This window comes from Litchfieldia sinesaloumensis (assembly GCF_900156865.1).
In the GTDB taxonomy this organism is placed as follows: Bacteria; Bacillota; Bacilli; order Bacillales; family Bacillaceae_L; genus Ferdinandcohnia; species Ferdinandcohnia sinesaloumensis.
This window is the reverse complement of the sequence record NZ_LT732529.1, coordinates 387,549-412,271: the sequence shown is the minus strand read 5'-3', so window position 1 is coordinate 412,271 and position 24,723 is coordinate 387,549. Positions and strand designations below refer to the sequence as shown.

The window sequence follows — 24,723 nt, the reverse complement described above, 5'->3', positions numbered from 1 at the left end:
TTTTTACTCTCCCTCCTTCGCGCCAGATAGCTTGATGCGAGGATCAATAAATCCGTACAAAATATCGACAAGGAGAACAGACACTAATAGTAAGATACTATAAAAAACAGTGACTCCCATGATTACCGTGTAATCACGGTTAGTAATACTTGTTACAAATTCGTCTCCTAATCCAGGTATCCCAAAAATCTTTTCAATCACAAAGCTACCAGTTAAGATTCCTGCTGTTAAAGGTCCCATATAGGAGACAACGGGCAGCATCGCATTACGGATTGCATGCTTTATCGTAATCGTTCCCTTCGCTAATCCTTTAGCACGAGCTGTTTTTATGTAATCATTACTTAAAACCTCAAGCATACTTGAACGTGTTAATCGAGCAATAAAGGCCATCGGTGAGGAAGCCAATGCAATCGCAGGTAAAATGGTATGCATAAAGGATTCCCATCTTGCTACTGGAAAAAGATCAAGCTTAATGGCAAATATATATTGTAATACTGTCGCTAAAATAAAGCTTGGAACAGATATCCCAAATACTGCAACAATCATCGCAGAATAATCTTGCCATTTATTATGATAAAGAGCTGCAATCACTCCTAATATAACTCCGAACGCAATTGCTATTAAAATAGCCTCAAGCCCTAAAAAGAGTGATATAGGAAAGCCATTATTAATTATTTCATTAACTGACATAGCCTTATATTTGAAGGATGGTCCAAAATCCCATCTTGCTACATCATATAAATAGTCAAAATACTGTTTATATAAAGGTTGGTCCAACCCATAATGGGCATTTAGGGCTGCTTCAATTTCTGGAGGTACATCCTTCTCTTTCGTAAAGGGCCCGCCTGGGGCTGCTTGCATTAAGAAAAATGTAGCAGTAACTATTAAGATAAGCGATATGACCATATAGACTAATCTTTTAAGGATATATTTCACCACGCTATACACCTCCCATAGCAATCACCTATTAATTCAGTAAGTAAGGTATATAGCCTTGCTATATACCTTACTTTTATTTGTTTGGGTGATCACTTAATTCGAATTACTCAAAGTAAGCCCACTTATATGAGACATCTCCCAATGGAGTAATAACAACGCCCTTTAGATTTTCATTTTGCACCCAGTTATTCGTATAAAAATAGATCGGTGCAAATGGCATTTCACTGATTACTAGTTGTTCAGCTTCTTTCAATAATTCAAGACGCTTATCCGCATCTGTTTCTTCAGAAGCTTGTGCAAGAAGATTATTAAACGTTTCATTTGTCCAACCAGTATCATTATTTCCTTGTGGTACTGTGAAAATTTCTAGGAAGTTAACAGGGTCATTAAAGTCAGCTAACCATCCTGCACGACCTATTTGGAAATTTCCTTGGTCAATGTTATCTAGGAATACATTCCATTCAGCATTATTAAGAGTTACCTCAATTCCTAGCTCTTTTCTCCACATATCTTGTATCGCCTGTGCGACCTTTTGATGCCCTTCTGAAGTATTATAAGAAAGAGCAATTGGCGGAAGTTGGGAAGCATCTGATAATCCAAGCTCGTCTAACGCTTTTTGTAAATGCTCTTTTGCCAGTTCCGTATCGTTGTCTTTAAAATATCCTTTCTCATTTTCTTTAATAATTGTGGAAGGAACTAATGCCATTGCTGGAATTTGTCCACCTTGTGTAATATTATCTACAATTGCTTTTCGGTTAATTGCATAAGATAGAGCTTTTCGAAGATTTTCATTTTGAAACGGCTCTTTATTAATATTGAATTTATACCAGTACGTTCCTGCAATTACGCTTTTTTGTAGTGTTCCTTCTTTTTGTAAAGTAGGAATCACTTCAGTCGGTAATGCTGACGTTGGAGCACCTGCCCAATCAAGTTCACCTTTTTTGAAGCTTTGGTACTCTGTATTTGGATCGTTAATCATATCCATTGTAATTTTGTTGAGCTTAACCGAATCTGCATCCCAATAGTCTTTATTCTTCTCGAGTGTGATAGTTGCTGATTTATCCGCAATAAAAAATGGACCATTTGATACATAGGATTCATCAACACGATCCGCCCAATTTGGATTGTCTTTAGCAATTTTACTGTTTACCGGAAAATAAGTATAAAAGGCAGTTAACTCTAAGAAATAAGCAGTTGGATTCACTAATGTAACTTCTAGAGTCTTATCATCAATTGCCTTAATACCTACATTCTCCATTTTTTCAATTGAAATATCAGGAGTATTGTATGCTTCTTTTGCCCCTGCAACATAATTGTAAATTTGTGATGCATAATCGGATTGATTCGCAGGATCCAATACCCATTTCCACGCATATTCAAAGTCGTGTGCTGTCACAGGATCACCATTTGTCCACTTCGCATCACGAATTGTGAATGTATATGTTTTTCCATCATCTGAAATATCAATTTTTTCCGCCATTGCTTCTTCTGGTTCCCCGTTTTTATTTATGCGTGTCAAACCTTCAAAAGCATGCTGGAGTACCACTCCAGACGTTGAATCGGTCGCTAAACCAGGATGTAAGGTAGGAGGCTCAGAACTTATATTAATTCTTAAGTCTTTCTTTGCCTCTCCTTCTTTAGCTCCGCCTCCTTCTTTGTCTCCATTATCAAAGGTTCCGCAGCCCGAAAGGACAAGAGCACTTACGAACAGAAGGCATAATAGCCAAGATATTTTTTTCAAATAGATGACCTCCTAAATATGTAATTTTTTTCTTTCGCAAAGATATACGATACTTATGTTGTTTCAAAACATACCTTCTTATGCGTATTGGCTTCGTTTGATTTTTCATTTATTTTTCACAACAATACTTGCATTTCAAACTGAAAGAATTATAATGAATGTAATATAAAATAACTTGCTATGAAGAAGAGTAGTACATATGGAAATCCACTTTTGGGGTGCTAAACCTCATGCAGAGAGTCTGTGGTCGGTGTAAACAGATAGTGGGACATATGGAATGGACTTTGGAGCTTCTTTGCTGAATTACAAGTAGGCAAAGGCGTCATCCTTACGTTACAAGGAGTCGAGAGATTTTATATCGTATTTAAACATGGGTATAAAATAACTAGGGTGGCAACGCGGTAACCATTCGTCCCTAACATTAATTTGTTAGGTTCGAATGGTTTTTTATTTTGTCCGAATCCACTCACTTCTTCAAGCCTGTTTAAAAGGAGAGAAACAAAATGCAAACGATTTTTTCAGGAATTCAACCAAGTGGTTCAGTGACACTGGGAAACTATATCGGAGCGATGAAGCAATTCATCGAACTACAAGACGAGTACAATTGCTTCTTTTGTATTGTTGACCAGCATGCAATTACAGTACCTCAAGAAGCTTTGGAACTCCGAAAGAATATTAGAAGCCTAGCTGCACTCTATCTTGCTATCGGGCTTGATCCAGAAAAAGCTACACTTTTTATTCAATCAGAGGTTCCAGCACATGCTCAAGCAGGCTGGATGTTACAATGTGTATCATATATCGGAGAACTTGAAAGAATGACACAATTTAAAGATAAATCTCATGGTAAAGAAGCCGTTGTGGCCGGATTGTTAACATATCCTCCTCTAATGGCTGGTGACATTCTTCTATATAATACAGACCTTGTACCAGTTGGTGAGGACCAAAAGCAGCATATTGAATTAACACGAGATCTAGCAGAAAGATTCAACAAAAAATACCGTGAAATCTTCACCATTCCGGATAGCAGAATTCCAAAAGATGGCGCAAGAATCATGTCTTTACAAGATCCGACCAAAAAGATGAGTAAGTCTGATCCAAATCCAAAAGCGTATATTGCTTTACTCGATGAACCAAAGCAGATTGAGAAGAAAATTAAAAGTGCTGTTACGGATTCAGACGGTATTGTTAAATTTGACAAGGAAAATAAACCAGGGATTTCTAACCTTATGACGATTTATTCAACATTTAGTAACAAGTCAATTGAAGAAATTGAAACCCAATATGAAGGAAAAGGGTACGGAGTATTTAAATCAGATTTAGCAGAGGTTGTACTAAACGAGATTCTCCCAATTCAAGAACGATACTATGAAATCTTAAATTCACCAAAGTTAGATGAAATCCTTGATGCTGGTGCTGAAAAAGCAAATAAAACTGCATATAAAACCGTTAAAAAAATGGAAAGAGCAATGGGACTTGGAAGAAAAAGAAAATAGAATTAAAAGCGCAATGCCTAAAAAGAAAAAAGGATTTGTTCGAAAACAAATCCTTTTTTTTACACTTTTGATTCATGTTCAATTTCCCAAAGCTTTTCAAAAAATGGTTGACCTTTAATTAGGTTTTCACAAAGTTGAACATGTTTGCTTGTCCAACCGTTTCTCGTTTCTTCATAGAGGTTTTGCCATACTTCTTCAAAATGCATTTCTTGAATTTCCCGGTATCTCGAAGGATTCCACTCCGTATACCAATATCTTATCTCGGCCACATTTTTAGTTGATGCCAATTGATCTAACGCCATAAACAAAAGTTGCTTAAGTTGTCTTTCCTTCCGGGTTAGACCTGCCATTTCAATCGGCGAAGGAGATAAAATATGGTGTTCCTTATCCTTGTTGATTTCATTACTATCAAATGAATAAGGAATTGCTTCATGACTATTTACCATCTCATAAACGAGTTGTTCTTGCCTTGGAATTAAGCGGCTCTTCCGAATAGGGATATTATAGCCTATTGTGTCTACCGCAAGTATTCCATGGCCATCTGTCACAACAAAACAATAATCTTGTTGAATTCGTTCATGATTTTTACGAACATACGCTTTTTGGTAAACATCCATTAATAGTTGCTGTGGTAGTTCCATTAAATCATTTTCAATGTAGTTAAACAATGGAGACTCAATCTTAAGTAAAGGTACCTGGTCTAACAGTTCAACACTATCATCCTTGCGCCATTCATGGAAGTGGCAAACGTTGTAACCATTTTCTTCACCTTCAAACCAATTTACCCAAATATCATGAAGAAACAACATTTTCTACCCCTCACTTCAAAGTGCGTTTGTTCAACAGTATAGGCAGAAGATGTAAGTTTTATTCCAAAATATTCATGTATTGTTAGAAAGTACTTAAAAATGGTTTCAATCCTCACATCAATTATGTCAAAGGTAAAAAGAAAAAGCCAAGAATGGCATCTTGGCTTTTTCTAATCATTTACTTTTGGATCTAACGCATCTCGTAATCCATCCCCAACAAAGTTAAAGCATAGAACAGTTACTAAAATCAGTACACCAGGGAAAATTGGATACCACGGTGCTTGAATCATAATAGTCAAACTTTGTGCATCTTGCAGCATGTTCCCCCAAGTAGGCGTCGGTGGATTAACACCCAAGCCCAAATAACTTAATGCCGCTTCTGTTAGTATTACTTGACCGACTAATAAAGTTGCAGCAACAATAATTGGTCCCATAGCATTAGGTAAGATGTGACTAAAAATAATTTTGTATGCCCTTGTTCCAATGGATTTTGAAGCTAGAACAAACTCTCTTGAGCGTAATGACAGAAATTCACCACGGACAAGACGGGCTGTCCCAGTCCAAGTTGTCAATGCAAATACTAACACTAAGTTTGTTACACTTGGTTTAAAAATTGTAACAACTGTAATCAATAGAAAGAAACTAGGAATGGATATAATAACATCTACCAAACGCATTAAAACGGCATCTATTAACCCTCCAAAATACCCAGCAACTGCTCCTACAGTCGTTCCGATGATAATAGCCCCCAGCACGGATGCAAGAGCAACCGTAAGTGAAACTCTACCACCATATAATAGTCTTGTTAAGATATCACGGCCATACCGATCAGTACCTAATAAATATTCTCCACCAGGTGCTTTTAGTTTTTTCATGAGATCAATATGATCGTATGCATATGGTGCAATGATTGGCGATAAATAAGAAGCTGCAATAATTATAAGCAATACGATTGCACCGAATACTGCAAGCTTATTTTTACGGAACTTCCTAAAAAATATCTTCGTTAAGGTATCGGGCTTTTCCTTAAGGTTGGGGTTTAATTCAAGTTCATTTTGAGATGTGTTAACGTTAAGTTGTGCCATATGTCCCCCCCCTTAATACTCAATACGCGGATCAAAAATCGCGTACAAGATATCTGCAATTAAATTTCCAATGACAACAAATACCGCTGATAATACAGTTAATGCCATAATGACAGGATAATCACGGTTAAATGCAGACTCGATAAATAATCTGCCAAGCCCTGGCCAGCTAAATACATTTTCCGTAATCGCTGCTCCACCAATGAATGATGGTAGCATAAGTCCAAATATCGTAATAATTGGAATCATTCCATTTCGGATTCCATGCTTAATTACAACTTTACTTTCCTTAAACCCTTTTGATCTTGCTGTACGGATATAATCCTGATGTAGCACTTCCATCATACTTGACCTTGTGTACCTGGTTAGTGCCGCCATGTCAGCAGTTGCTAGTACAAATGCTGGTAAAATTAGATGGTGTATTCGATCCCAAAGGCTAAACGGTGCATTCATTGTATGGGTTCCACCTGTTGGAAACCATCCTAATTGAAGTGAGAAGATAATGATTAAAATTAGACCGAACCAGAAATTCGGAGTTGCAACCCCTAGAAATGAGGTAACTGTTACACCGTAATCAAGTTTTGAATATGGGCGCATTGCTGACATTATCCCAAACGGTATCGCAATTATCATTGCTAGAATAGTAGAAACAAGCATCAGTAGTACAGTGTTTGGAAGTCTGTTCATAATCATTTCCGTTACAGGTACACCCTGACGTAATAATGAAGTTCCAAAGTCCCCTTGGACCATGTTTCCAACCCATCTTATATATTGAACATGGACTGGATCGTTTAAACCGTATTTTTCTTCAAACTTTATTCGGTTTTCTGGACTCATAGTTGGGTCCATTAGTACTGCTGTAGGGCCACCAGGTGCAGCTTGAATAATTGCAAATGATAGTATGGTAATTCCGAATAACAAGGGAATAGCCATCAACGTTCGTCGAATGATATATGAAACCATCATCTATTCTCCTTCTAATAGATTTTTATTCAGTAGCTAGTAGTATTGTTGTTATAAAAAAGAGAGAAATGATATACCCTGATAACAGTTTATAAGACTTACTTACATTGTAAGTAAGTCTTATAAACTGTGTTGCATATTCTTTTTAACAAGAGGAATGTCAATACATTCCTCTTGTTAGTGCTTATTCCCAATTATTATTCAGCTTTCTTTAACCACCATTTGTTAATGTTATATAATTGGTTTTTCGCATGGAATTCATATCCTTCTAAGTTCGCAGGTAGAACACGGAACTCTTCTGGATAGTATAAGAATGTATATGGTTGATCTTCAGCAAGACCTGCTTGAATTTCACCAATCATCTCTGCACGCTTTTCTCTATCTAATTCTTGTAATTGAGCATCCATTAATGCATCTAACTCAGGATTAGAATAAGCGATAAAGTTATTTCCAGTTTCAATCCACTTAGAGTGGAAGATACCACTTGGATCTGGGTCTGTTCCTAGACTCCAACCTAATACGATTGCATCAAAGTCCCAAACTCCTGGCTCAATTTTTGCAATTAAAGCACTGAATTCAATGATTTCAGGTGTTGCTTCAATTCCAACTTCTTTTAATTGTTGTTGTAGAATTACAACGATATCTTCACGAATTTTGTTACCTTGGTTTGTTACTACGTTAAATGATAGTTTTTGACCATCTTTTTCACGAATGCCGTCCGCACCTACTACCCATCCAGCATCGTCTAACATTTTCTTAGCTTTTTCAACATCATATTCGAACTTTGGTACATCTGGATTGTAAGCCCAGCTTAATGGACTTTCTGGAACGTGAGCTACTTCACCAAGACCATTCATTACGTTTTCAACAATAGACTCACGGTCAATTGCATGTGTAATCGCTTGTCTTACAGCTTTGTCTTTAAAGAACTCAAGGCGTTCGTTACCAGCAAAGAATGTATAAGATAGTGCCATTCCACTTTCAAGACGAATACCTGCTGCATCAGCGAATCCTTCAACTGTAGGAACGTCTTGTTGTGCAAGACCAGCATAGTAATGAACATCACCATTTTGGATTTGTGCAAGCATAGCGTTTGCATCTGGAACTAGCTTATAAGTAACTGTGTCTAAATATGGGCGTCCATCCCAATAATCTAGGTTAGCTTCAACTTTTACATATTCTCCGTCTTTCCACTCAACAAACTTGAATGGACCAGAACCGATTGGGTTCTTCGTATTGAACTCATGCTCTCCTAATTCAGCAATTGGAACATCGCCAAGGATATGCTTTGGTAAGATTCCATAGCTAAGACCTACTACAGGGAATTGAGCATCTTTTTGTTTTAACTTGAATACTACTGTTGTAGGATCCGTAGCTTCAACACTTTCTAAAGATTCAAAGTAGTTACCACGTGGACCAGTATACTCTTCACTTAATGGAATGCTGTATGTGAATACAACATCATCAGCTGTTAAAGGAGTACCATCATGGAACTTTGCCTTATCAGTTATTTTTACAGTGAAAGTTAATCCATCATCAGACTGTTCAACTGACTCTGCTAAGCCACCATCAGTTACTGGGTTAAACTCAAGGTCAGAACCGATTAAGCTGTCAAAAATCATTCCCTCAATATCACTACTTGAAGCATCAGTAGAATATAGTGGGTTAAACATTGTTGGAGAACCAGTAGAACCGATAATTAAATCTCCGCCTTCAACTGGATCGTTATTAGCTGGCTCTTCAGTAGCTGGTGGATCTTCCTTCTCTTCAGGTTCATTGTTAGCTTCTTCTCCGCCGCCTGAACAAGCTGCTAAGAAAAGAGACAATGCAAGTGCTAAAGCTAAAAATTGCAATAGTTTTTTACTTAACTTCATCTTTTTTTCCCCCTATCATTTTGTGAATATTTACATTTTTGACCTGCTGCATTTTTAGGTATATCTCCCCCCTTCAGTGATTTATCTATTTGTAACTGCCACTTTAGAAAAGGTGACAAGCAACAAAATGATCTTTCTTCACTTCCTTAAATTCTGGAACTGCATTCCGACAAATATCAGTAGCAGCTGGGCAGCGTGTGTGAAATACACACCCTTGCGGAGGGTTTGCTGGGCTAGGTAATTCACCTTTAAGTACAATCCTTTCTCTCGCCTGAACTCCTTTTTTTCTAGGAACAGGTATTGCAGAGAGGAGCGCTTGAGTATAAGGATGAAGCGGTTCCTCAAATAGATCCTTTTTCGGTGCTAGCTCCATTACTTTACCTAAATACATAACCGCAATGCGATCACTAATATGTCGAACAACACTAAGGTCATGCGAGATAAAAATATAAGTTAATCCTAATTCAGCCTGTAAATCTTGCATTATATTAATTATTTGAGCTTGAATAGACACGTCAAGTGCCGAAACTGCTTCATCTGCAATAATCAAGTCTGGATTAAGAGCTAAGGCTCGCGCTATACCTATTCTTTGTCTTTGTCCACCTGAAAACTCATGTGGGTATCTATTAATAAATGATGGGTTAAAACCTACCATTTCTAATAATTCACTGAGTTTTTCACGTCTTTCTTGACGGTTATAAAGGTGGTGAGTAATCATTGGTTCAGAGATAATTGATCCTAATGTCTTCCTTGGATTTATTGATGCATATGGATCCTGAAATATCATTTGGATATCTTTTCGAACACTACGTCTAAGTTCACCCTCAGACATTTTGGATATATTTTTCCCTTTAAAGAGGATATCTCCTCCAGTAGGTTCATATAAGCGTATTAATGTTCGACCTGCAGTGGATTTTCCACAGCCAGATTCTCCCACTATCCCTAATGTTTCACCTTTATTTACAAAGAAGGAAACACCATCGACTGCTTTCACATGACCAACTGTACGTTGGAAAATTCCTGCTTTTATTGGAAAGTGTTTTGTTAAATTTTTGACTTCTAGAATGGGCTCTGTAGTTTTAATTACTGTATCCTGTACTCCCTTACCTAATGGCGCAGTCATTGTTTGTCCCCTTTCGTATCGTGTAGAAAGCAACGGACTGTCCGTCCATTATTACTCATCAACTCAGGCATTTCTGCGAAACATCTGTCAAAGGCACTTGGACACCTAGGTGCAAAGCGACATCCTTTAGGTAGATGCTCTGGAGATGGGACATTCCCTTTAATAGACTGTAATCGATCTGATTCAATTTCAATTGATGGTATAGAACCCATTAGTCCAATTGTATAGGGATGCAATGGTTCATTGAATAAGTCATCAACTGTTGCTTCTTCAACTACTTGACCACAATACATAACGATAACCCTATCTGCTACTTCAGATACGACCCCTAAATCATGCGTAATGATGAGTATAGAAGTATCGAATTTATGACTTAGGTCTCTCATTAAATCAAGTATTTGAGCTTGGATTGTCACATCAAGTGCAGTTGTAGGCTCATCTGCTATCAATAACTTAGGATTACAACTCATCGCAATCGCTATCATAACTCTTTGACGCATACCACCTGATAATCGATGAGGGTAATCATTGATTAATTCGGCAGCTCTTGAAAAACCAACCATTTCTAACATTTCAATCGCTTTCTTTGTAGCTTCAGCCTTCGTCATTTTTTGATGGTACATAAGTACCTCAATGATTTGTTCACCAACTGTTAAGACAGGATTGAGTGATGTCATTGGTTCCTGGAATATCATTGATACATCATTTCCACGGACCTTACACATTTCAGCTTCAGATAAATCGACTAGGTTTTTACCATCGAGTATGATTTCACCTTCTACGATTTTACCTGCTGGACTTGGTACAAGTTTCATGATAGAAAGCGATGTAATACTTTTACCAGATCCTGACTCACCTACTATTGCTAAAGTCTCACCTTTATTTATCTTGAGATCAACGCCATCTACGGCAGGTATAACTGATTTCTTTTTATAGAAGTATGTTTTTAAGTTTTTGACTTCTAGTAACGCGGCCATAAAATTGGTTCACCATCCTTATCAGAACTTAAAATAAGTTCACCCAATATTCGAAAAATAATATTTTCAGAGAATCATTAAGAATAATTTCTAGCAACCTTTTAGTTTATCAGGATAAAGCTTTAAAGTGTTGAAAAAGCTAAATTATCTGACAAAAGAATCAACTAAATTTTATTACAGAAAGATTACAAATTCAAGTAAATTTTAAAATTGATTGAATTTACTTTTAAAACTGAAAAGTTGTTATTCTCCTAATCTAGTTAAAATTCTATTATTACTATGTTGAAATTGCAAGATAATTTTTATAATTTTTACTATTATTTCTTTTGAAAGTTGATTTTAAGAGGTTTAGATAAATTTCATACAAATTAAACCTTTTAATAAACAAGTTTTATTGCTTTTCCAATATAGGACTTTATTGCTTAAAAGCGTTGATTCAGTGAATTTTATATATAAAAAAAGATCCATCACATTGTGTGATAGATCTGGTTAACGGTTAGATTTAGGATTTAAGGCATCCTTCAACCCTTCGCCTATAAAGTTAATTGATAATATTGTAAGTGTAATTGCTGTTGCAGGCGGAACCCACATCCAGGTTTTATTACGAAGTACATCTGAGTCTCTTGCCTCAGAAAGCATATTTCCCCAACTTGGCACATTAGACGGAACACCAAATCCAAGGAAACTTAAGCCTGATTCGGCAACAATCATAACTGCCAAAATTAGCGTAGCTTGTACGATAATTGTTGATGATACATTGGGCAGCAAATGCTTAACAATAATTTTTGATGGTCTAGTCCCAATCGATTTCGCAGCAAGGATGTATTCATTCTCTTTTTCTGCTAATACCCTACTCCGAACAATACGGGCAACTCCACCCCAACTGAGTAAGCTCATTACAATAATAAGTGTCCATGCGCCTGATATTTTACCAACTAGAATTGAGTTTAATACAATTACAAAAATCATGAATGGGAATACCAATACGAAGTCTGTAAAACGCATCAGTAATCGGTCTATTTTTCCACCATTGTATCCGGCAACAGAACCAACAATTGTTCCAATTAAAGTGATAAAAAACATACACGAAAAGCCAATCATTAATGAGGTTCTACCACCATGTAACATTCTAGCAAAAATGTCTCGGCCGTTTATATCTGTTCCGAGCCAGTTTTCTGCAGATGGTTCTTTACTCATGTTCATGTAATCAACACGAACAATATCTCTATCATTAAACATAGGGCCAAAAATGGCAGTTAAAGTGATTAGGATTAGAAAAATCAAACTAATCATAGCTAGTTTATTTTTCATGAATTTCCTTCTTGCTATTGCCCAAGGAGAAAGACCCTTTGTTTCGTTTTTAGGTGTATTCATATTTGTATTTGTAACTACTTCCATTTTTTCTCCTCCTTAATCCAATCGAATACGCGGATCAACTATACCATAAAGTAAATCTGCGATAAGATTTCCGAAAAGTGTTAGAAATGAAAGTAACATTGTGATCGTCATCATAACAGCATAATCTCTTGAGTTAATAGATTCTAAGAAGAGATGTCCAATACCTGGGTATGTGAAGATTGTTTCAGTTATTACCGCTCCACCAATTAATGTTGCAATATCAAATCCTAAAAATGTTACTAACGGAATAATAGAGTTTCGTAAAATATGTTTATTATAGATTGTTGATTCTTTTGTACCCTTTGCTCTTGCTGTTCTTACAAAGTCTTTACGGCTATTTTCAATAATATCATTTCGTAAAAATTGTGTGTATGATGCAGTACCCATTAGACCAAGTACTAGTGCTGGTAATAAAACGTGATGAATTTTACTTGCAAAATATGCAAACGTACCTTCATCGACCCCTACTTCCACAGATCCACTAAACGGGAACCAACCAAGTTGAAACGAGAAGAAATAAATTGCTACAATCCCCGCAACAAAAGAAGGAATTGCTAATCCCACATAGTTATAGCCAGCAATCAAATTATCTCCAAGAGTATACGGTTTTCTCCCTGCATACATTCCCATGAAAAAGGCAAAAATGTACGTAAAAATCAATGAAACAACCGCTAAAAACAATGTATTCGGAATCCGTTGCGCAATTAACGCAGAGACATCCATTTTATGTGCTGTAGACTTTCCAAAATCCCCCTGAACAAAGTCAGTAACCCATCTCCAATATTGCACATAGATTGGGTCATTATAACCCAGCTTTTCGCGCATTTCCTCAATATACTGCGGATCTGTATTGGATGGATCAATCTCTCCCCCAAAAGGGTCCCCTGGCATCATTTTTGCCAGGGAAAATACCACAATGGAGGCAAGGAGTAATAATGGAATCATGCCTAGTATTCTTCGAAGTGAGTATTGCAGCATGTTATTTGCTCCTTATCCTTAAAAATCTTATTGCAATCAGTCAGTTACATACCACTTATGAACATCAGTTTGGAATCCAACTGCATTTACATGTACACCTTCTAGACGTTTGTTAATTCCATAAAGGTCCATGTTTTCCCATAATGGTAATGCTGGTAATTCTTCGTTGAATAGTTTTTGCCACTCAACATATACTTGTCCACGGTACTCTTGGTCAAATGATTTTTCACTTAAGCCTTCATTAAGAAGTCTTTGGTTATCTTCATTTACCCAACGACCATAGTTCCATTCAGCGTCATTTGCCCATAGTCCAGATGGATCTGGGTCAGCACCTGTTCCCCATGAACCGAAGAATGCTTCTAGTTCTTTATCATCGTTGTCTTTCATTTCGTTGTATAGGTTGAACTCAACTAAAGAACCTGTTGATAACTCTGTCTTAACTCCGATGTCATTCCAGCTTTGAATAATCGCTTGTGCACGACCTTCAAATGTTGCGTTACCTGCATAGTGACCAAATTTGATAGAGAATGGGTTACCTTCTGGATCTTCTACGAATCCATCACCATCTACATCTTTGTATCCAGCAGAAGCTAATAATTCTTTTGCTTTCTCTTGATCATACTCATATTGGTTTAATTCTGAATCGTCAGCTGCCATCCAGAATGCAGAAGGAATAACAGTGTTAAATACTTTACCTTTACCAGATAAGAATCCATCAATCATTGCTTGACGATTAATTGCGTGTAATAATGCTTGACGTAATTCTTTTGATTCAAACTTATCAAAATCAGCAACGTTTGTACGTGTTTCTTGATCACGGTGACCAAAGCGTAAACCGATATAAGAGTAAGCAGTACCACTAGTTTCTTCAACACGAACATGATCCATGTTTTCTAATTCTTTTACAGAAGCTGGAGCGATTTCCATGATGTCGATTTCGCCATTTTGGAATGCACCGTTAGCTAGAGAAGGATCAATAACTTTAATAACAACACCATCAAGTAGTGGCTTACCTTGCCAATATTCATCAAAACGCTCTAATTCTACGTATTCACCCGGTACTACTTTCTTCACTTTGAATGGTCCAAGACCAACTGGGTTTGTACGAACTTCCTCAGATTCTCCAAGATCTGCAACCGCAACACCTTCATAATGTTTCTTAGGCATTGGATCTGACCATAGATTTTCTAAGTTGTTGATTTTTACTTCTTCGAAAGTAATCTCAACTGTATACTTGTCAACTACGTTAACACCTTCAATTGTTTCAGCTTGTCCATCTTTTTTCGCTTTTGCACCTTTGATTCCTTCAACATAGTTGAAACGAGAACCATCATAATCTGGGTGAGCAATTGTTTCTAAAGCAAATGCATAATCTTCAGCAGTTAATTCTTCACCGTTATGCCACTTAACGCCTTCTTCAAATTTGAAAGTATACGTTAATTTGTCTTCGCTGATTTCCCATGTAGCAAGATTCGGTACATACTCTAGGTTATCATTTACTTTGTAAATGCTATCGCCTGTGAAACCAAGGATTTGTGCATCAATTGCACTTCTGTAATAAGCAGATTCAAAAACACCTTCTGGAGCTTGGTCAACTGCAAGTGTGATTTTTCCGCCTTCTTTAGGTTCAGATGTTTCAGAACCTGTGTTATCATTTTCTTTTTCAGCTTTTTCTTCATTACCACCGCAAGCAGCTAGGAATAATGACATTACTAGCATTAATGCGATCGTCCACAATGCTGACTTTTTCATATTGGTTTTCCCCCCGTATTTTTAATGTATGTTTTGTAAATTACCTGCCAAACTTATTTGTATAAATGACAAGCCACTCTATGTCCTGGCTTCACCTCCTTTAATTCAGGTTTTGCCATAGAACACTCTTCCATAGCCATCGGACATCTCGGATGGAATGGACAACCACTCGGCGGGTTCGCTGGACTTGGTACATCTCCCTCTAGAACGATTCTTTCTTTTTTCCTTCTAGGGTCTGGCTCAGGAATGGCTGAAATTAAAGCTTGTGTATAAGGATGAAGCGGCTCTGCGTACATGCTATCCTTTTCTGCTAATTCAACAATTCCACCAAGGTACATAACTCCAATTCGATCGCTCATGTGTTTAACGACACTTAGGTCATGGGCGATGAATAGGAACGTTAAGCCGAACTCATCTTGTAATTCTTTTAATAGGTTAAGTACTTGTGATTGAACTGAAACGTCCAAAGCAGATACTGGCTCATCGGCAATAATCAATTTTGGTCTTAACGCTAATGCACGAGCAATACCGATTCTTTGACGTTGTCCACCAGAAAATTCATGCGCATATTTATAATAAGCATCCTCTGGTAGTCCCACCTTTTTAAGGAGATCCATTACTTCTTCTTTTAAATCTTTTAGAGACTTCCCTGTGTAATTGATGATTGGTTCTGCAATGATGTCACCAACCATTTGCATCGGATTTAGTGAAGCATATGGATCCTGGAACACCATTTGAAAATCTTTTCTAATTTCACGTAATGGCTTTCCTTTTAGCTTCGTAATGTCTCTTCCATCTAGTAGAATTTGACCTTCTGTAGCATCTAGTAAACGAAGGAGAGTTCTCCCTGTCGTAGACTTTCCACAACCTGATTCTCCAACAAGCCCTAATGTTTCACCTTCTTTAATCTCAAACGAAACATCATCAACCGCTTTCACATGTCCTATTGTCTTTCTCATAAACCCGCCCTTAATAGGGTAGTAGGTTTTAAGATTCTTAACCTCTAATAATACATTTTCATTATTCTTATCTAACGTTTGATTAGCCATTTCTTATCTCACCTCTTTTACAGGTTGACTAGTCTTGTATAGTAGACAGGAGACTTCATGTCCATCCTCTACCATTCCTAATGCAGGTGTAATAGTTTTACACTCAGGCATTGCGACTGGACAACGGTCAGCAAATCGACATCCTACACGTGGCATGTTTTTTAAAGAAGGAACAATCCCCTCAATTGACCCCAATGTTTCAACTTTTTCATGTAACTTTGGAATCGATTCTATTAGTAGCTTCGTATAAGGATGCTTTGGATTATAGAAAAGTGTATCTACATCTGTTCTTTCCACAATCTGACCCGCATACATAACAATTACTTCATCACACATTTCAGCTACTACACCCAAATCATGGGTAATTAAGATGACTGACATATCGTTTTTTTCTTGGATACTCTTTAAGAGTTCAAGAATTTGCGCTTGTACCGTCACGTCAAGTGCTGTTGTAGGTTCATCCGCTATGAGTAACTTTGGTTGACATGCGATTGCCATCGCAATCATTACGCGTTGACGCATTCCTCCTGACAGTTGATGAGGATACTCATCTACGATACTGTCCGGTCGAGAAATCCCTACTTGTGTTAAAAGATCGATACTTATCTCTCTAGCTCTTTTTTTTGAAATTTTTTGATGGTTTAATAGAACTTCCTCCAATTGAAATCCAATTGTAAAAACAGGATTCAATGCTGTCATCGGTTCTTGGAAAATCATTGAAATATCTCTTCCACGAATTTTATTCATTTGAGTTTCTGATAGTTTTTCAATGTTATTCCCCTGAAAAACAACCTCTCCGTCTGTAATCTCCCCAATCCCTACGGGTAAGAGTTTCATAACAGACATTGACATAACACTTTTCCCACATCCAGATTCTCCAACAATTCCGACAATTTGACGTGGTTTAACCTCAAAAGAGACACCATCAACTGCATGATATATTTCCCCATCTATTTTAAATCCAGTTTTTAACCCCTTCACTTCTAGCAAAGGTGCTTCATTAGTTGGCCGTTGCATAAAAGACACCCCAAATTCTACAAGATTAGAAAAAATATTTTTATGTGTAATAAGAATTTTATTACTATAATTTTATAATTGCAAGACAATTTTTTCAACTTATAGTGTAACCCTTATAAAATAAGGGCTTTAACCTATTATTTAGTATAGTCTAATTATTTAAATATATTATAAAAATATATTATATTAGAATTTTCTAACAAGTTGTACATACAAGTTATTATTAGAATTGGTTGAAAACATAGAGTCTGAGATACAAAATTCACATGTTTGAAGTGAAAAATTTTGAAGGCGACTACGTAATGGATGGTGAAATCTGGAAAACTTAATATGGTATGGAAGTAAAAAATCCCCTTATTCAACTTAGTCGTTGTGAATCCCTTTTAAGGCAATTGCTTCAAAAAGCCGGAATTAATCATAAAGTGAAGGCTCATCTTGTATGTATATTAGTGATTATATGATTATTGAAAAGAGTATCCCTCTTGCTAGAGGGATACTCTTTCTCTTTGGCTAGAAACTATTTTCTTAATATTGCCTGTTGGTATGTTTAAGTTACGTTAACATGTTTTCTGTTTTATCCAAATGTGGTACCTTAACTCGATGATATGACATAGTATTTCCCTGATTATTCCAAATGCGACATCTTAATCAGTGGTTATGCCGCGTTATTTTCCTGTTTTATCCAAACGCACAACATTATCCCGCAATTCTCCTCAATCATTTTTCCACATTTCACCAAACGACACCCCACTCGCCCATTCTTTCGTACAAACAAAAAACCACAGGATTCACCTGCAGTCAAAGATACTCTTTCACAAACTCTTCTGATTCAAGTCCTAGAATCGCATTTGTTTGAAGTTTGGTAGAGTTCATATATTGCTTAACTAAATAATAGCCTGCACAATAGCCCACCATCTTTGGGTAGAATCCTTTTCCATATAGAAGATCGGGGTATTTTCGTTCATTTCTTTTTACATTCTGGTTTGGAATGATGAGTTGTTCTACTATCTTATGAAGGCGCTCATCGGAATAATAGTTCGTCCAACTCGCCAATTCTGATTCGCCACAGTGCTCACGGACCGCATTTTCTGCGAGTCCTTCTAATATCACTGTGTCTAAAATCGTATAATTAGCTTCAGCTTTTTTGTAATATTTCAGACGACAAACATGATTGTATTCATGTGTTAAAACTGCTTTTATTTCACTTTGTGTATTATGCTTTGAAACAAACAGAAATAATTTGTCTTTAAAAGCTAGACCTGATTTACCATTAAAGTCCTTTTTAATTCTTGTGTTTGTTTCGTCTGCTGGGAAAACAAAAATGGGAACTGGAGGACCGTTCCATTTCTTTTGCAAAATCTTATACGCATCATCTACTTGTTTCCATACATTTTTAGGCAAGCAATGATAAATGTTTTCATCAACTGTTCTATACATACCGTGCATTTTCAAATGATGATAAATTTCCTGTTCCGTAATTTTAGCCGGAAAGTATTTTTTTAACTTTTTACAAAGTATAACTGGATTCTTATGAGACTCCTTTATCCATTCTTCAGTATGGATTACCCCATTTTTACACTTCCTTTCGAAAGAGACACCAATACATTGTATTCAAGTCATTTAAAAAAGAGCCAGACCATTGGCCCGACTCTTACGTAGAAATGATTATTGATATTTTTTAAACAATAGTGTTGCATTGTGCCCACCAAAACCAAGTGAGTTACTTAATACAACATCTACTTCTTGCTCTCTTGCTTTATTTGGGACATAGTCTAAATCACATTCTGGATCTGGTGTTTCATAATTTATCGTTGGTGGAATAATTCCTTCTTTGATTGCAAGTACTGAGAAGATTGCCTCAACACCACCAGCAGCTCCAAGTAAATGTCCTGTCATTGATTTTGTAGAACTAACCGCTAATTTATATGCGTGATCGCCGAATACTTCCTTGATTGCAGCCGTTTCGAATTTATCATTGTAGTCTGTACTCGTTCCATGTGCATTGATGTAGTCCACATCGTTCGGTGTTAGTTCAGCATCTTCAATCGCTTGACGCATTGCACGAACTCCACCTTCTCCTCCTGGAGCTGGAGCAGTAATATGATATGCGTCTCCAGTTGAACCATAACCGACAACTTCTGCGTATATATTGGCTCCACGCGCTAGTGCATGTTCAAGTTCTTCAAGAATAAGTATTCCTGCCCCTTCACCCATTACAAAACCGTCACGATTTTTATCAAAGGGACGACTTGCTGTTTTTGGGTCTGGATTTAATGATAATGCTCGTGCTGAGATAAATCCTGCAAATGACATACCGGTGATTGGCGCTTCCGTTCCACCAGTGACCATCACATCTGCATCACCACGTTGGATAACTTTAAATGCATCACCAATCGAGTTTGTACCAGTTGCACACGCTGTAACCGTACATGAATTTATTCCTTTTGCACCTAGAGCGATTGAAACTTGACCTGCTGCCATATCTGGAATCATCATTGGTACATAGAATGGACTTACACGACGATAGCCTTTTTCTAGGAAAATCTTATGCTGTTCTTCATGAGTTTCCATTCCACCAATTCCTGAACCAATCCATACTCCTACGCGTGGTGCGTTAGACTCTGTGATTGAAAGATTCGCATCTTTTACTGCCATAAAGGATGCTGCAAGTGCATATTGTGTGAAGCGGTCCATACGACGTGCTTCTTTTTTATCCATAAAATTTTCAGGATTAAAATCTTTTAATTCCGCTGCAACCTTTGCAGGTAATCCTTTAATGGATATTCTTGTTAACGGTCCAATTCCAGACACACCGTTTTTTGCGTTTTCCCAAGTTGTTTTCGTATCGTTCCCCAGTGGTGAAACTGTACCCAAACCAGTTACTACAACACGTTTCTTTTCCATATTCTCTCACCTTCCACCTAAGTTCTACTAAAATTTAAGTTGTTCGTATCGTCAATTTATGTTTTAAGGTTAGCGACCCCATCTAATGCAGATGGCACCCCATGTTAGTCCTCCACCAAATCCTACCATTACAATTACGTCATCGTCCTTAATTTTTCCTGCTTGGAGGTCTTCAACGATTGAAATAGGAATCGATGCTGCGGATGTATTTCCGAATTTATCCACTGTTTTTGACATTTTTTCAACTGGTAGCTCAAGTCTTTCTCTTGAGGCCTCCATGATTCGAATATTTGCTTGGTGTGGGATTAAATAATCAACATCTTCTCGTTTTAATCCTGCTTTTTCAATTACATTTACACTCGACTCTCCCATTTGCCTTACTGCAAATTTAAAGACTTCACGACCGTTCATGATGATATGTTCATCCTGGTACAAATGCTTAGAACCTGTTCCATCTGCCCCTAATTCATAGGATAGGATACCTCTGCCTTCAGAAACTTCGCCAAGAACAACTGCTCCAGCACCGTCACCAAATAATACAGCTGTATTACGGTCGCTCCAGTCAACGATTTTAGAGAGTTTTTCAACACCTACTACTAATACATGCTTATAATCACCGTTCTCAATAAATTGCTTCCCAGTGATAATTCCGTACATGAATCCTGCGCACGCCGCACTAATATCCATCGCTGCTGCATTTTTTGCACCAAGACGCTCTTGAATCATACATGCAACAGATGGAAATGGATGATCAGGAGTAACTGTAGCTACAATGATCAAATCTATCTCTTCAGGACTGATTCCTGAATCCTCAATCGCTTTAGTTGCTGCTCCAAATGCCATGTCTGATGTGTTTGTATCATCATCTGCAATTCGACGTTCTTCTATTCCTGTTCTTGTCCGTATCCATTCATCTGATGTATCTAATATTTTTTCAAGATCTTTGTTCGTAACAACTCTTTCAGGTACAAATCGATTGATTCCGATTATTCCTACACCCATATAAACATCTCCTTTTTTATTTTGCGATAAACATAATTTATGGAATAAGCTTTAATTTTTTTCACCATTCTTATTATCAATTATTATGACTTGGTACTAATTTTAATTCATTTTTTAATCGTTATCAACATTTAAGCGTTTATTTTTATAAGAATCCGCTTTCACCCAGTATTTTATGTGTTACAGGCCTATCTCATTTTAAGTGGTGATACATATGAATATAGTAAAACTGATCTGTAAAAATCTCTAAAGTAAGTTGGTGATTAAAGATGAGTAATGAGCATGAGGATTTCGATATAAAAGAAGAGGAAAGCCAAGAATCTCCAAAGTCTGATCCGTTCGATCGGCTTATGTTTGGACAACGCGCTAAACGAATGGAATGGAATAATTCAGAAGAACATACGCATGTTAACCAAACAGATGGGGCTGATTACACTCAATTATTGAACCAATTAGGTGATATTATGACCTCAATTGATAATTTAAAACCTCTATTAAAAGAACTGTCTCCGCTCTTGGATTATTTTCGAAAAAAATAAGAAGCTGTCACTAATACGACAGCTTCTTTTAGTTAGAAGGTAGATTACCTGTTTCTTTATATTCCTGTATATACTGATTCAATTCTTCTATAAACGAATCGTCAATCTTCGGACTGAAGGTCCCCAATGAAATGACCTCATCCTGGAAGTCAAAATAGAGATTTCCTGATTTAAGTTCACCTTCATTAAATTTATTTGCAACCAACACATACAGTTGATCAACATGTTGAACCGTGCTTGTGTAAACCGTTTCTTTCCCTAAATCAGATTGGTCCGATACATAGCCTATCGCATAAAGACCATCTTCCTTAAGTCTTTCAATAACGGAGACATTGTAGCCATCTCCAGCAGGATAGATGATGTCCACTCCATCTGAAATCATTTCTTCCGCAATCCGAAGTGCTTTTTCGTCATCATCCCAGTTCTGGACATATCCAATATCTACATCAACATCATCATTTTGAAATAATACACCTTCATAAAAACCATTAATCTCTGGCTGCCATTCAAAAGCAGCGATTACCCCAACCTTGTTCGCTTCCGTCATTTTGCCAGCAACCATACCACCGAAAAAGCCCATAGCATGCCCATCGAAGTTTAAGCTAGTAACATTCTCTTTTCTCGTATTTCCGTTAAAAAAGACAAAATGAACATCAGGATACTCATCAGCAATCTCATTAAAAATGGAAACATACTCATTGCCATGGCCAAATATAAGATTAACGCCTTTATTAACAAATTCATCCACTGCAGTTCTTGTCGCAACCTCTGTCGTGATAGCCTCTTTATAATAAACATCAACTTGAAATTGTGATTTTATCTGCAATAACCCCTTATACCCCTTTGTGCCCCACACTTGGTCATTAATCGTGTCTGGTACAAGTAGACCCACTTTCTTTACCCCAGTAGTAGAATCTGATTGTCCACAAGATACGAGGATAGTGAAAAGGAATAAGAGTGTCACCCACCTAAACAGATTTCGCATTACTACAGCTCCTTCAAAAACAAAACAATAACATCCTAATTAAATCTAATTTGCGACTTTGAGTTATGTTTATTTTAGTGTACTTTAGACATTTTTAAAAGGAAAATAATTATTATACTAAAAGTTCTGTGAGACCCATTCTAAATGCTCATCCTTTTTTCGCGTTCCTTCAATTATATTATTATTCGAAAATTCAATAAATGTAAATAAAAATTCTGTATTTTTCGTTCGAATCTTTTGGTGATCACACAAACTATTTTTAATATCAATCTTTGAGAACCAATCCTCATCTAGTGCAATAGCTAAGTCATCACTGGATTCATTCGTTGCCAGGTTTGAAGATACTAGTATGAGCTTAGTCTTTGTTTCATTGCAATGTGAAATTACGGAGTGAAGTTTCTCATCTTTTACCTTATTCCGTTCTATTGAGTATGGACCCAACCAAGGATAGATTACAGCGTCTACTTGCTTAAACATTGTTTGATCTAACATGCTCTTTGGATACTCGACAAATTGAAAATTGGCATTACGACCAATACGGTACATTCTCTCCTCTTCAAGGCTATTTTCCTTTGGTGTTTTATCGATTCCCCATACAAGAATTTCTTCGTCAACCATCTTTAGACAGAGACCATATCCTACAAACGACAAAGCATCGAATAGTATGACGTTCTTCACTTGTAACATCCCCCATTACAATTTGTTACAGTATCGTATGCGAATGGCCTAGCAAAAAGTCCCTATTCTTTTAGAAGAAGAAGGGACTTTTTATAATACCTTTTCGTTCTCTTTATAAAAGCTACCGATTGAGCGACTAAATGCATATGTGTTCTCACTTATGTGATAGCTTAACGTAACCATTTTGTTACTCTCGTATTTCTTACTATGAATTTCAGGAGTGTATGTCTTTTCATTTGTGCTAGACCAAATTTTAATAGGAATATCCGGAAATGAGTTATTGTCCCACTTTATCAATTTATTTATATTTGTTTCAACTTCCCGTTCCTCAAGTTGATAGGCGTGAGCTACTTCTTTAATCAACTTTTTATAAAAAAACTTATTGTTTTTTTCATTTTCAATATGCGCAGCTAAATCAATGCATGGATTTATGAAAGCCATCGATCTTATCTCGCCTTTAAGTTTTTTACTTACTTGCATTGCAGTTAATGCTCCCATTCCTTCTGCAAGGATATGGATACGCTTATTGAGAATTTCTCGTTTCATTACAATATGATACAGTTGTGTTGCTAATTTGACTGAGCCTGGATTTCCCCAGTTTGCACCATAAAGGTTCGAGTAGAATACAGTATAGCCTTCATCTTTCAAGTATTCTAGGATTTGAGACCTTGCATAGTTTTGAATCCAATAGCTTGAGTTCTCTTCCACAAAGCTATTCTTATCACCCAATATTAATACAGCAAATCCATTTGGACGTTTTGGCAAATGAAGAGCAGACCACTCCGTATCAAGCTTAAAAAAAAGTTTGTTCTGTATCATTGATCCCTTCTCCTACTCCTGATTTTCGTCCTTCATTATCAGTGTATGTTGAAATTAATATGTTGAAAGGGGGAAATGCCCATAAATATCTTTTCTAACCGATTACAATTGTGGTAAACTGAGTTTATAAAGTGTTTATGAGGTGAACAAATTGCGTTATTTTTGGACATTTTTTTGGACATTCCTCTTAATCCAAATGGCTGCATATGTGGTTGGATCAATGAACGTTGCTACATATTCTTTTAGTACTTCTACAATTGTAGCTGTTATTGTTACAGCTCTTATTGTTACTCTAGGTGCTATAATTCCAAATGAGCCTGTAGAGGAACCCCATCATTAAAAGCAAAAAAGACCCTGTTTGGGTCTTTTTTGTTTTTTATCATTTTGGGCATGCTATGCAAATTAAGGCTTTCTTTTATATGACCATTTGCGGTTGTGGTTTGAGTTTTCGGGGAATGGGTCACCGGCACTTAATTTAACACTTTTTGGGTTCTTAACCATATCTCCCTGCTCACCGATTTCAACATAAATCCCATTATTCGGTGCTTTTTGACCTGCGCGAAATTCATGACTTTGCCCCATCATAATCCTCCTTTAT

Annotated in this window: 23 protein-coding genes and 1 other annotated feature; of the genes, 3 read left to right on the top strand and 20 right to left on the bottom strand. The window is 36.8% G+C overall.

Annotated features, from left to right (window positions below):
* Window positions 1–3: 3 nt before the first annotated feature.
* Both CZ490_RS01975 and CZ490_RS01970 read right to left on the bottom strand, forming a co-directional pair.
* A complete protein-coding gene (locus CZ490_RS01975) occupies window positions 4–939 on the bottom strand; it encodes an ABC transporter permease (protein WP_077617308.1) in 936 nt (311 codons plus the stop codon).
* A 103-nt stretch (window positions 940–1,042) separates the two neighbouring features.
* A complete protein-coding gene (locus CZ490_RS01970) occupies window positions 1,043–2,680 on the bottom strand; it encodes a peptide ABC transporter substrate-binding protein (protein ID WP_077617307.1) in 1,638 nt (545 codons plus the stop codon).
* 171 nt (window positions 2,681–2,851) lie between these two features.
* Window positions 2,852–3,100: a binding site (T-box leader), on the top strand.
* Window positions 3,101–3,183: 83 nt separating this feature from the next.
* On the opposite strand from CZ490_RS01970, the gene trpS reads away from it, so the two are divergent.
* Window positions 3,184–4,173 (top strand): tryptophan--tRNA ligase, encoded by a 990-nt coding sequence (gene trpS, locus CZ490_RS01965; protein WP_077617306.1) that lies wholly within the window; start codon window positions 3,184–3,186, stop codon window positions 4,171–4,173.
* A 59-nt stretch (window positions 4,174–4,232) separates the two neighbouring features.
* Here the strand turns inward: trpS and CZ490_RS01960 are convergent, their stop codons facing one another.
* From CZ490_RS01960 to CZ490_RS01895, 14 genes are all read right to left on the bottom strand, one after another.
* Window positions 4,233–4,982, bottom strand: coding sequence for a YjbA family protein (locus CZ490_RS01960; protein WP_077617305.1), 750 nt, complete (start codon window positions 4,980–4,982; stop codon window positions 4,233–4,235).
* A gap of 170 nt (window positions 4,983–5,152) precedes the next feature.
* Window positions 5,153–6,067, bottom strand: coding sequence for an oligopeptide ABC transporter permease (gene opp4C / locus CZ490_RS01955; protein WP_077617304.1), 915 nt, complete (start codon window positions 6,065–6,067; stop codon window positions 5,153–5,155).
* A gap of 12 nt (window positions 6,068–6,079) precedes the next feature.
* Window positions 6,080–7,030, bottom strand: a complete 951-nt coding sequence (locus tag CZ490_RS01950; protein ID WP_077617303.1) for an ABC transporter permease — start codon at window positions 7,028–7,030, stop codon at window positions 6,080–6,082.
* 197 nt (window positions 7,031–7,227) lie between these two features.
* Window positions 7,228–8,904 carry a peptide-binding protein gene (locus tag CZ490_RS01945; RefSeq protein WP_077617302.1) on the bottom strand — a complete coding sequence of 559 codons (1,677 nt, stop codon included), beginning with the start codon at window positions 8,902–8,904 and terminating at the stop codon, window positions 7,228–7,230.
* 103 nt (window positions 8,905–9,007) lie between these two features.
* On the bottom strand, window positions 9,008–10,027 hold the full coding sequence (locus tag CZ490_RS01940; RefSeq protein WP_077617301.1) for an ABC transporter ATP-binding protein: 1,020 nt from the start codon (window positions 10,025–10,027) through the stop codon (window positions 9,008–9,010).
* Window positions 10,024–11,004: an ABC transporter ATP-binding protein gene (locus CZ490_RS01935; protein ID WP_077617300.1), complete on the bottom strand. Its 981-nt coding sequence runs from the start codon at window positions 11,002–11,004 to the stop codon at window positions 10,024–10,026. The genes CZ490_RS01940 and CZ490_RS01935 overlap by 4 nt, the downstream gene beginning before the upstream one ends.
* Before the next feature lie 489 nt (window positions 11,005–11,493).
* A complete protein-coding gene (opp4C, locus tag CZ490_RS01930; protein ID WP_077617299.1) occupies window positions 11,494–12,402 on the bottom strand; it encodes an oligopeptide ABC transporter permease in 909 nt (302 codons plus the stop codon).
* A gap of 12 nt (window positions 12,403–12,414) precedes the next feature.
* The gene (gene opp4B, locus CZ490_RS01925; RefSeq protein WP_077617298.1) at window positions 12,415–13,380 is read right to left on the bottom strand and encodes an oligopeptide ABC transporter permease; all 966 of its coding nucleotides are present in this window, start codon (window positions 13,378–13,380) and stop codon (window positions 12,415–12,417) included.
* A 36-nt stretch (window positions 13,381–13,416) separates the two neighbouring features.
* Window positions 13,417–15,132, bottom strand: coding sequence for an oligopeptide ABC transporter substrate-binding protein (gene opp4A, locus CZ490_RS01920; protein WP_077617297.1), 1,716 nt, complete (start codon window positions 15,130–15,132; stop codon window positions 13,417–13,419).
* 53 nt (window positions 15,133–15,185) lie between these two features.
* Window positions 15,186–16,181 carry an ABC transporter ATP-binding protein gene (locus tag CZ490_RS01915; protein WP_077617296.1) on the bottom strand — a complete coding sequence of 332 codons (996 nt, stop codon included), beginning with the start codon at window positions 16,179–16,181 and terminating at the stop codon, window positions 15,186–15,188.
* Between the two features lie 3 nt (window positions 16,182–16,184).
* Complete coding sequence (locus tag CZ490_RS01910; protein WP_077617295.1) at window positions 16,185–17,198, bottom strand: ABC transporter ATP-binding protein; 1,014 nt, start codon at window positions 17,196–17,198, stop codon at window positions 16,185–16,187.
* A 798-nt stretch (window positions 17,199–17,996) separates the two neighbouring features.
* Window positions 17,997–18,635 carry a DUF2268 domain-containing putative Zn-dependent protease gene (locus CZ490_RS01905; RefSeq protein ID WP_234987152.1) on the bottom strand — a complete coding sequence of 213 codons (639 nt, stop codon included), beginning with the start codon at window positions 18,633–18,635 and terminating at the stop codon, window positions 17,997–17,999.
* Window positions 18,636–18,863: 228 nt separating this feature from the next.
* Window positions 18,864–20,102, bottom strand: a complete 1,239-nt coding sequence (fabF, locus tag CZ490_RS01900) for a beta-ketoacyl-ACP synthase II (RefSeq protein WP_077617294.1) — start codon at window positions 20,100–20,102, stop codon at window positions 18,864–18,866.
* Window positions 20,103–20,171: 69 nt separating this feature from the next.
* Window positions 20,172–21,104, bottom strand: coding sequence for a beta-ketoacyl-ACP synthase III (locus CZ490_RS01895; RefSeq protein ID WP_077617293.1), 933 nt, complete (start codon window positions 21,102–21,104; stop codon window positions 20,172–20,174).
* Window positions 21,105–21,373: 269 nt separating this feature from the next.
* Between CZ490_RS01895 and CZ490_RS01890 the strand changes: the two genes are divergently transcribed.
* Window positions 21,374–21,643: a hypothetical protein gene (locus CZ490_RS01890; protein WP_077617292.1), complete on the top strand. Its 270-nt coding sequence runs from the start codon at window positions 21,374–21,376 to the stop codon at window positions 21,641–21,643.
* A 28-nt stretch (window positions 21,644–21,671) separates the two neighbouring features.
* Here CZ490_RS01890 and CZ490_RS01885 read toward each other — a convergent pair whose 3' ends face one another.
* The 3 genes from CZ490_RS01885 to CZ490_RS01875 all read right to left on the bottom strand — a co-directional run bounded on the left by CZ490_RS01885 (window position 21,672) and on the right by CZ490_RS01875 (window position 24,125).
* Window positions 21,672–22,628 (bottom strand): BMP family ABC transporter substrate-binding protein, encoded by a 957-nt coding sequence (locus CZ490_RS01885; RefSeq protein WP_077617291.1) that lies wholly within the window; start codon window positions 22,626–22,628, stop codon window positions 21,672–21,674.
* Between the two features lie 117 nt (window positions 22,629–22,745).
* A complete protein-coding gene (locus CZ490_RS01880) occupies window positions 22,746–23,306 on the bottom strand; it encodes a hypothetical protein (protein ID WP_077617290.1) in 561 nt (186 codons plus the stop codon).
* Window positions 23,307–23,396: 90 nt separating this feature from the next.
* Window positions 23,397–24,125 carry an alpha/beta hydrolase gene (locus CZ490_RS01875; RefSeq protein WP_077617289.1) on the bottom strand — a complete coding sequence of 243 codons (729 nt, stop codon included), beginning with the start codon at window positions 24,123–24,125 and terminating at the stop codon, window positions 23,397–23,399.
* 151 nt (window positions 24,126–24,276) lie between these two features.
* Between CZ490_RS01875 and CZ490_RS01870 the strand changes: the two genes are divergently transcribed.
* Window positions 24,277–24,465 carry a YjzD family protein gene (locus CZ490_RS01870; RefSeq protein WP_077617288.1) on the top strand — a complete coding sequence of 63 codons (189 nt, stop codon included), beginning with the start codon at window positions 24,277–24,279 and terminating at the stop codon, window positions 24,463–24,465.
* 62 nt (window positions 24,466–24,527) lie between these two features.
* On the opposite strand, the gene CZ490_RS01865 is transcribed toward CZ490_RS01870, so the two are convergent.
* Entirely contained in the window at window positions 24,528–24,707 is a 180-nt protein-coding gene (locus CZ490_RS01865) for a YjzC family protein (protein ID WP_077617287.1), read from the bottom strand.
* Between the last annotated feature and the right edge of the window lie 16 nt (window positions 24,708–24,723).

Bases quoted from the DNA above. Each gene is read 5' to 3' on its own strand.
- CZ490_RS01940 (WP_077617301.1), bottom strand. From the start codon at position 10,027: ATGACTGCGCCATTAGGTAAGGGAGTACAGGATACAGTAATTAAAACT.
- CZ490_RS01875 (WP_077617289.1), bottom strand. From the start codon at position 24,125: ATGATACAGAACAAACTTTTTTTTAAGCTTGATACGGAGTGGTCTGCT.
- CZ490_RS01935 (WP_077617300.1), bottom strand. From the start codon at position 11,004: ATGGCCGCGTTACTAGAAGTCAAAAACTTAAAAACATACTTCTATAAA.
- fabF (WP_077617294.1), bottom strand. From the start codon at position 20,102: ATGGAAAAGAAACGTGTTGTAGTAACTGGTTTGGGTACAGTTTCACCA.
- opp4A (WP_077617297.1), bottom strand. From the start codon at position 15,132: ATGAAAAAGTCAGCATTGTGGACGATCGCATTAATGCTAGTAATGTCA.
- CZ490_RS01890 (WP_077617292.1), top strand. From the start codon at position 21,374: ATGAGTAATGAGCATGAGGATTTCGATATAAAAGAAGAGGAAAGCCAA.
- opp4C (WP_077617304.1), bottom strand. From the start codon at position 6,067: ATGGCACAACTTAACGTTAACACATCTCAAAATGAACTTGAATTAAAC.
- CZ490_RS01885 (WP_077617291.1), bottom strand. From the start codon at position 22,628: ATGCGAAATCTGTTTAGGTGGGTGACACTCTTATTCCTTTTCACTATC.
- CZ490_RS01950 (WP_077617303.1), bottom strand. From the start codon at position 7,030: ATGGTTTCATATATCATTCGACGAACGTTGATGGCTATTCCCTTGTTA.
- opp4C (WP_077617299.1), bottom strand. From the start codon at position 12,402: ATGGAAGTAGTTACAAATACAAATATGAATACACCTAAAAACGAAACA.
- CZ490_RS01915 (WP_077617296.1), bottom strand. From the start codon at position 16,181: ATGGCTAATCAAACGTTAGATAAGAATAATGAAAATGTATTATTAGAG.
- CZ490_RS01910 (WP_077617295.1), bottom strand. From the start codon at position 17,198: ATGCAACGGCCAACTAATGAAGCACCTTTGCTAGAAGTGAAGGGGTTA.
- CZ490_RS01905 (WP_234987152.1), bottom strand. From the start codon at position 18,635: ATGTATAGAACAGTTGATGAAAACATTTATCATTGCTTGCCTAAAAAT.
- opp4B (WP_077617298.1), bottom strand. From the start codon at position 13,380: ATGCTGCAATACTCACTTCGAAGAATACTAGGCATGATTCCATTATTA.
- CZ490_RS01865 (WP_077617287.1), bottom strand. From the start codon at position 24,707: ATGGGGCAAAGTCATGAATTTCGCGCAGGTCAAAAAGCACCGAATAAT.
- trpS (WP_077617306.1), top strand. From the start codon at position 3,184: ATGCAAACGATTTTTTCAGGAATTCAACCAAGTGGTTCAGTGACACTG.
- CZ490_RS01895 (WP_077617293.1), bottom strand. From the start codon at position 21,104: ATGGGTGTAGGAATAATCGGAATCAATCGATTTGTACCTGAAAGAGTT.
- CZ490_RS01960 (WP_077617305.1), bottom strand. From the start codon at position 4,982: ATGTTGTTTCTTCATGATATTTGGGTAAATTGGTTTGAAGGTGAAGAA.
- CZ490_RS01945 (WP_077617302.1), bottom strand. From the start codon at position 8,904: ATGAAGTTAAGTAAAAAACTATTGCAATTTTTAGCTTTAGCACTTGCA.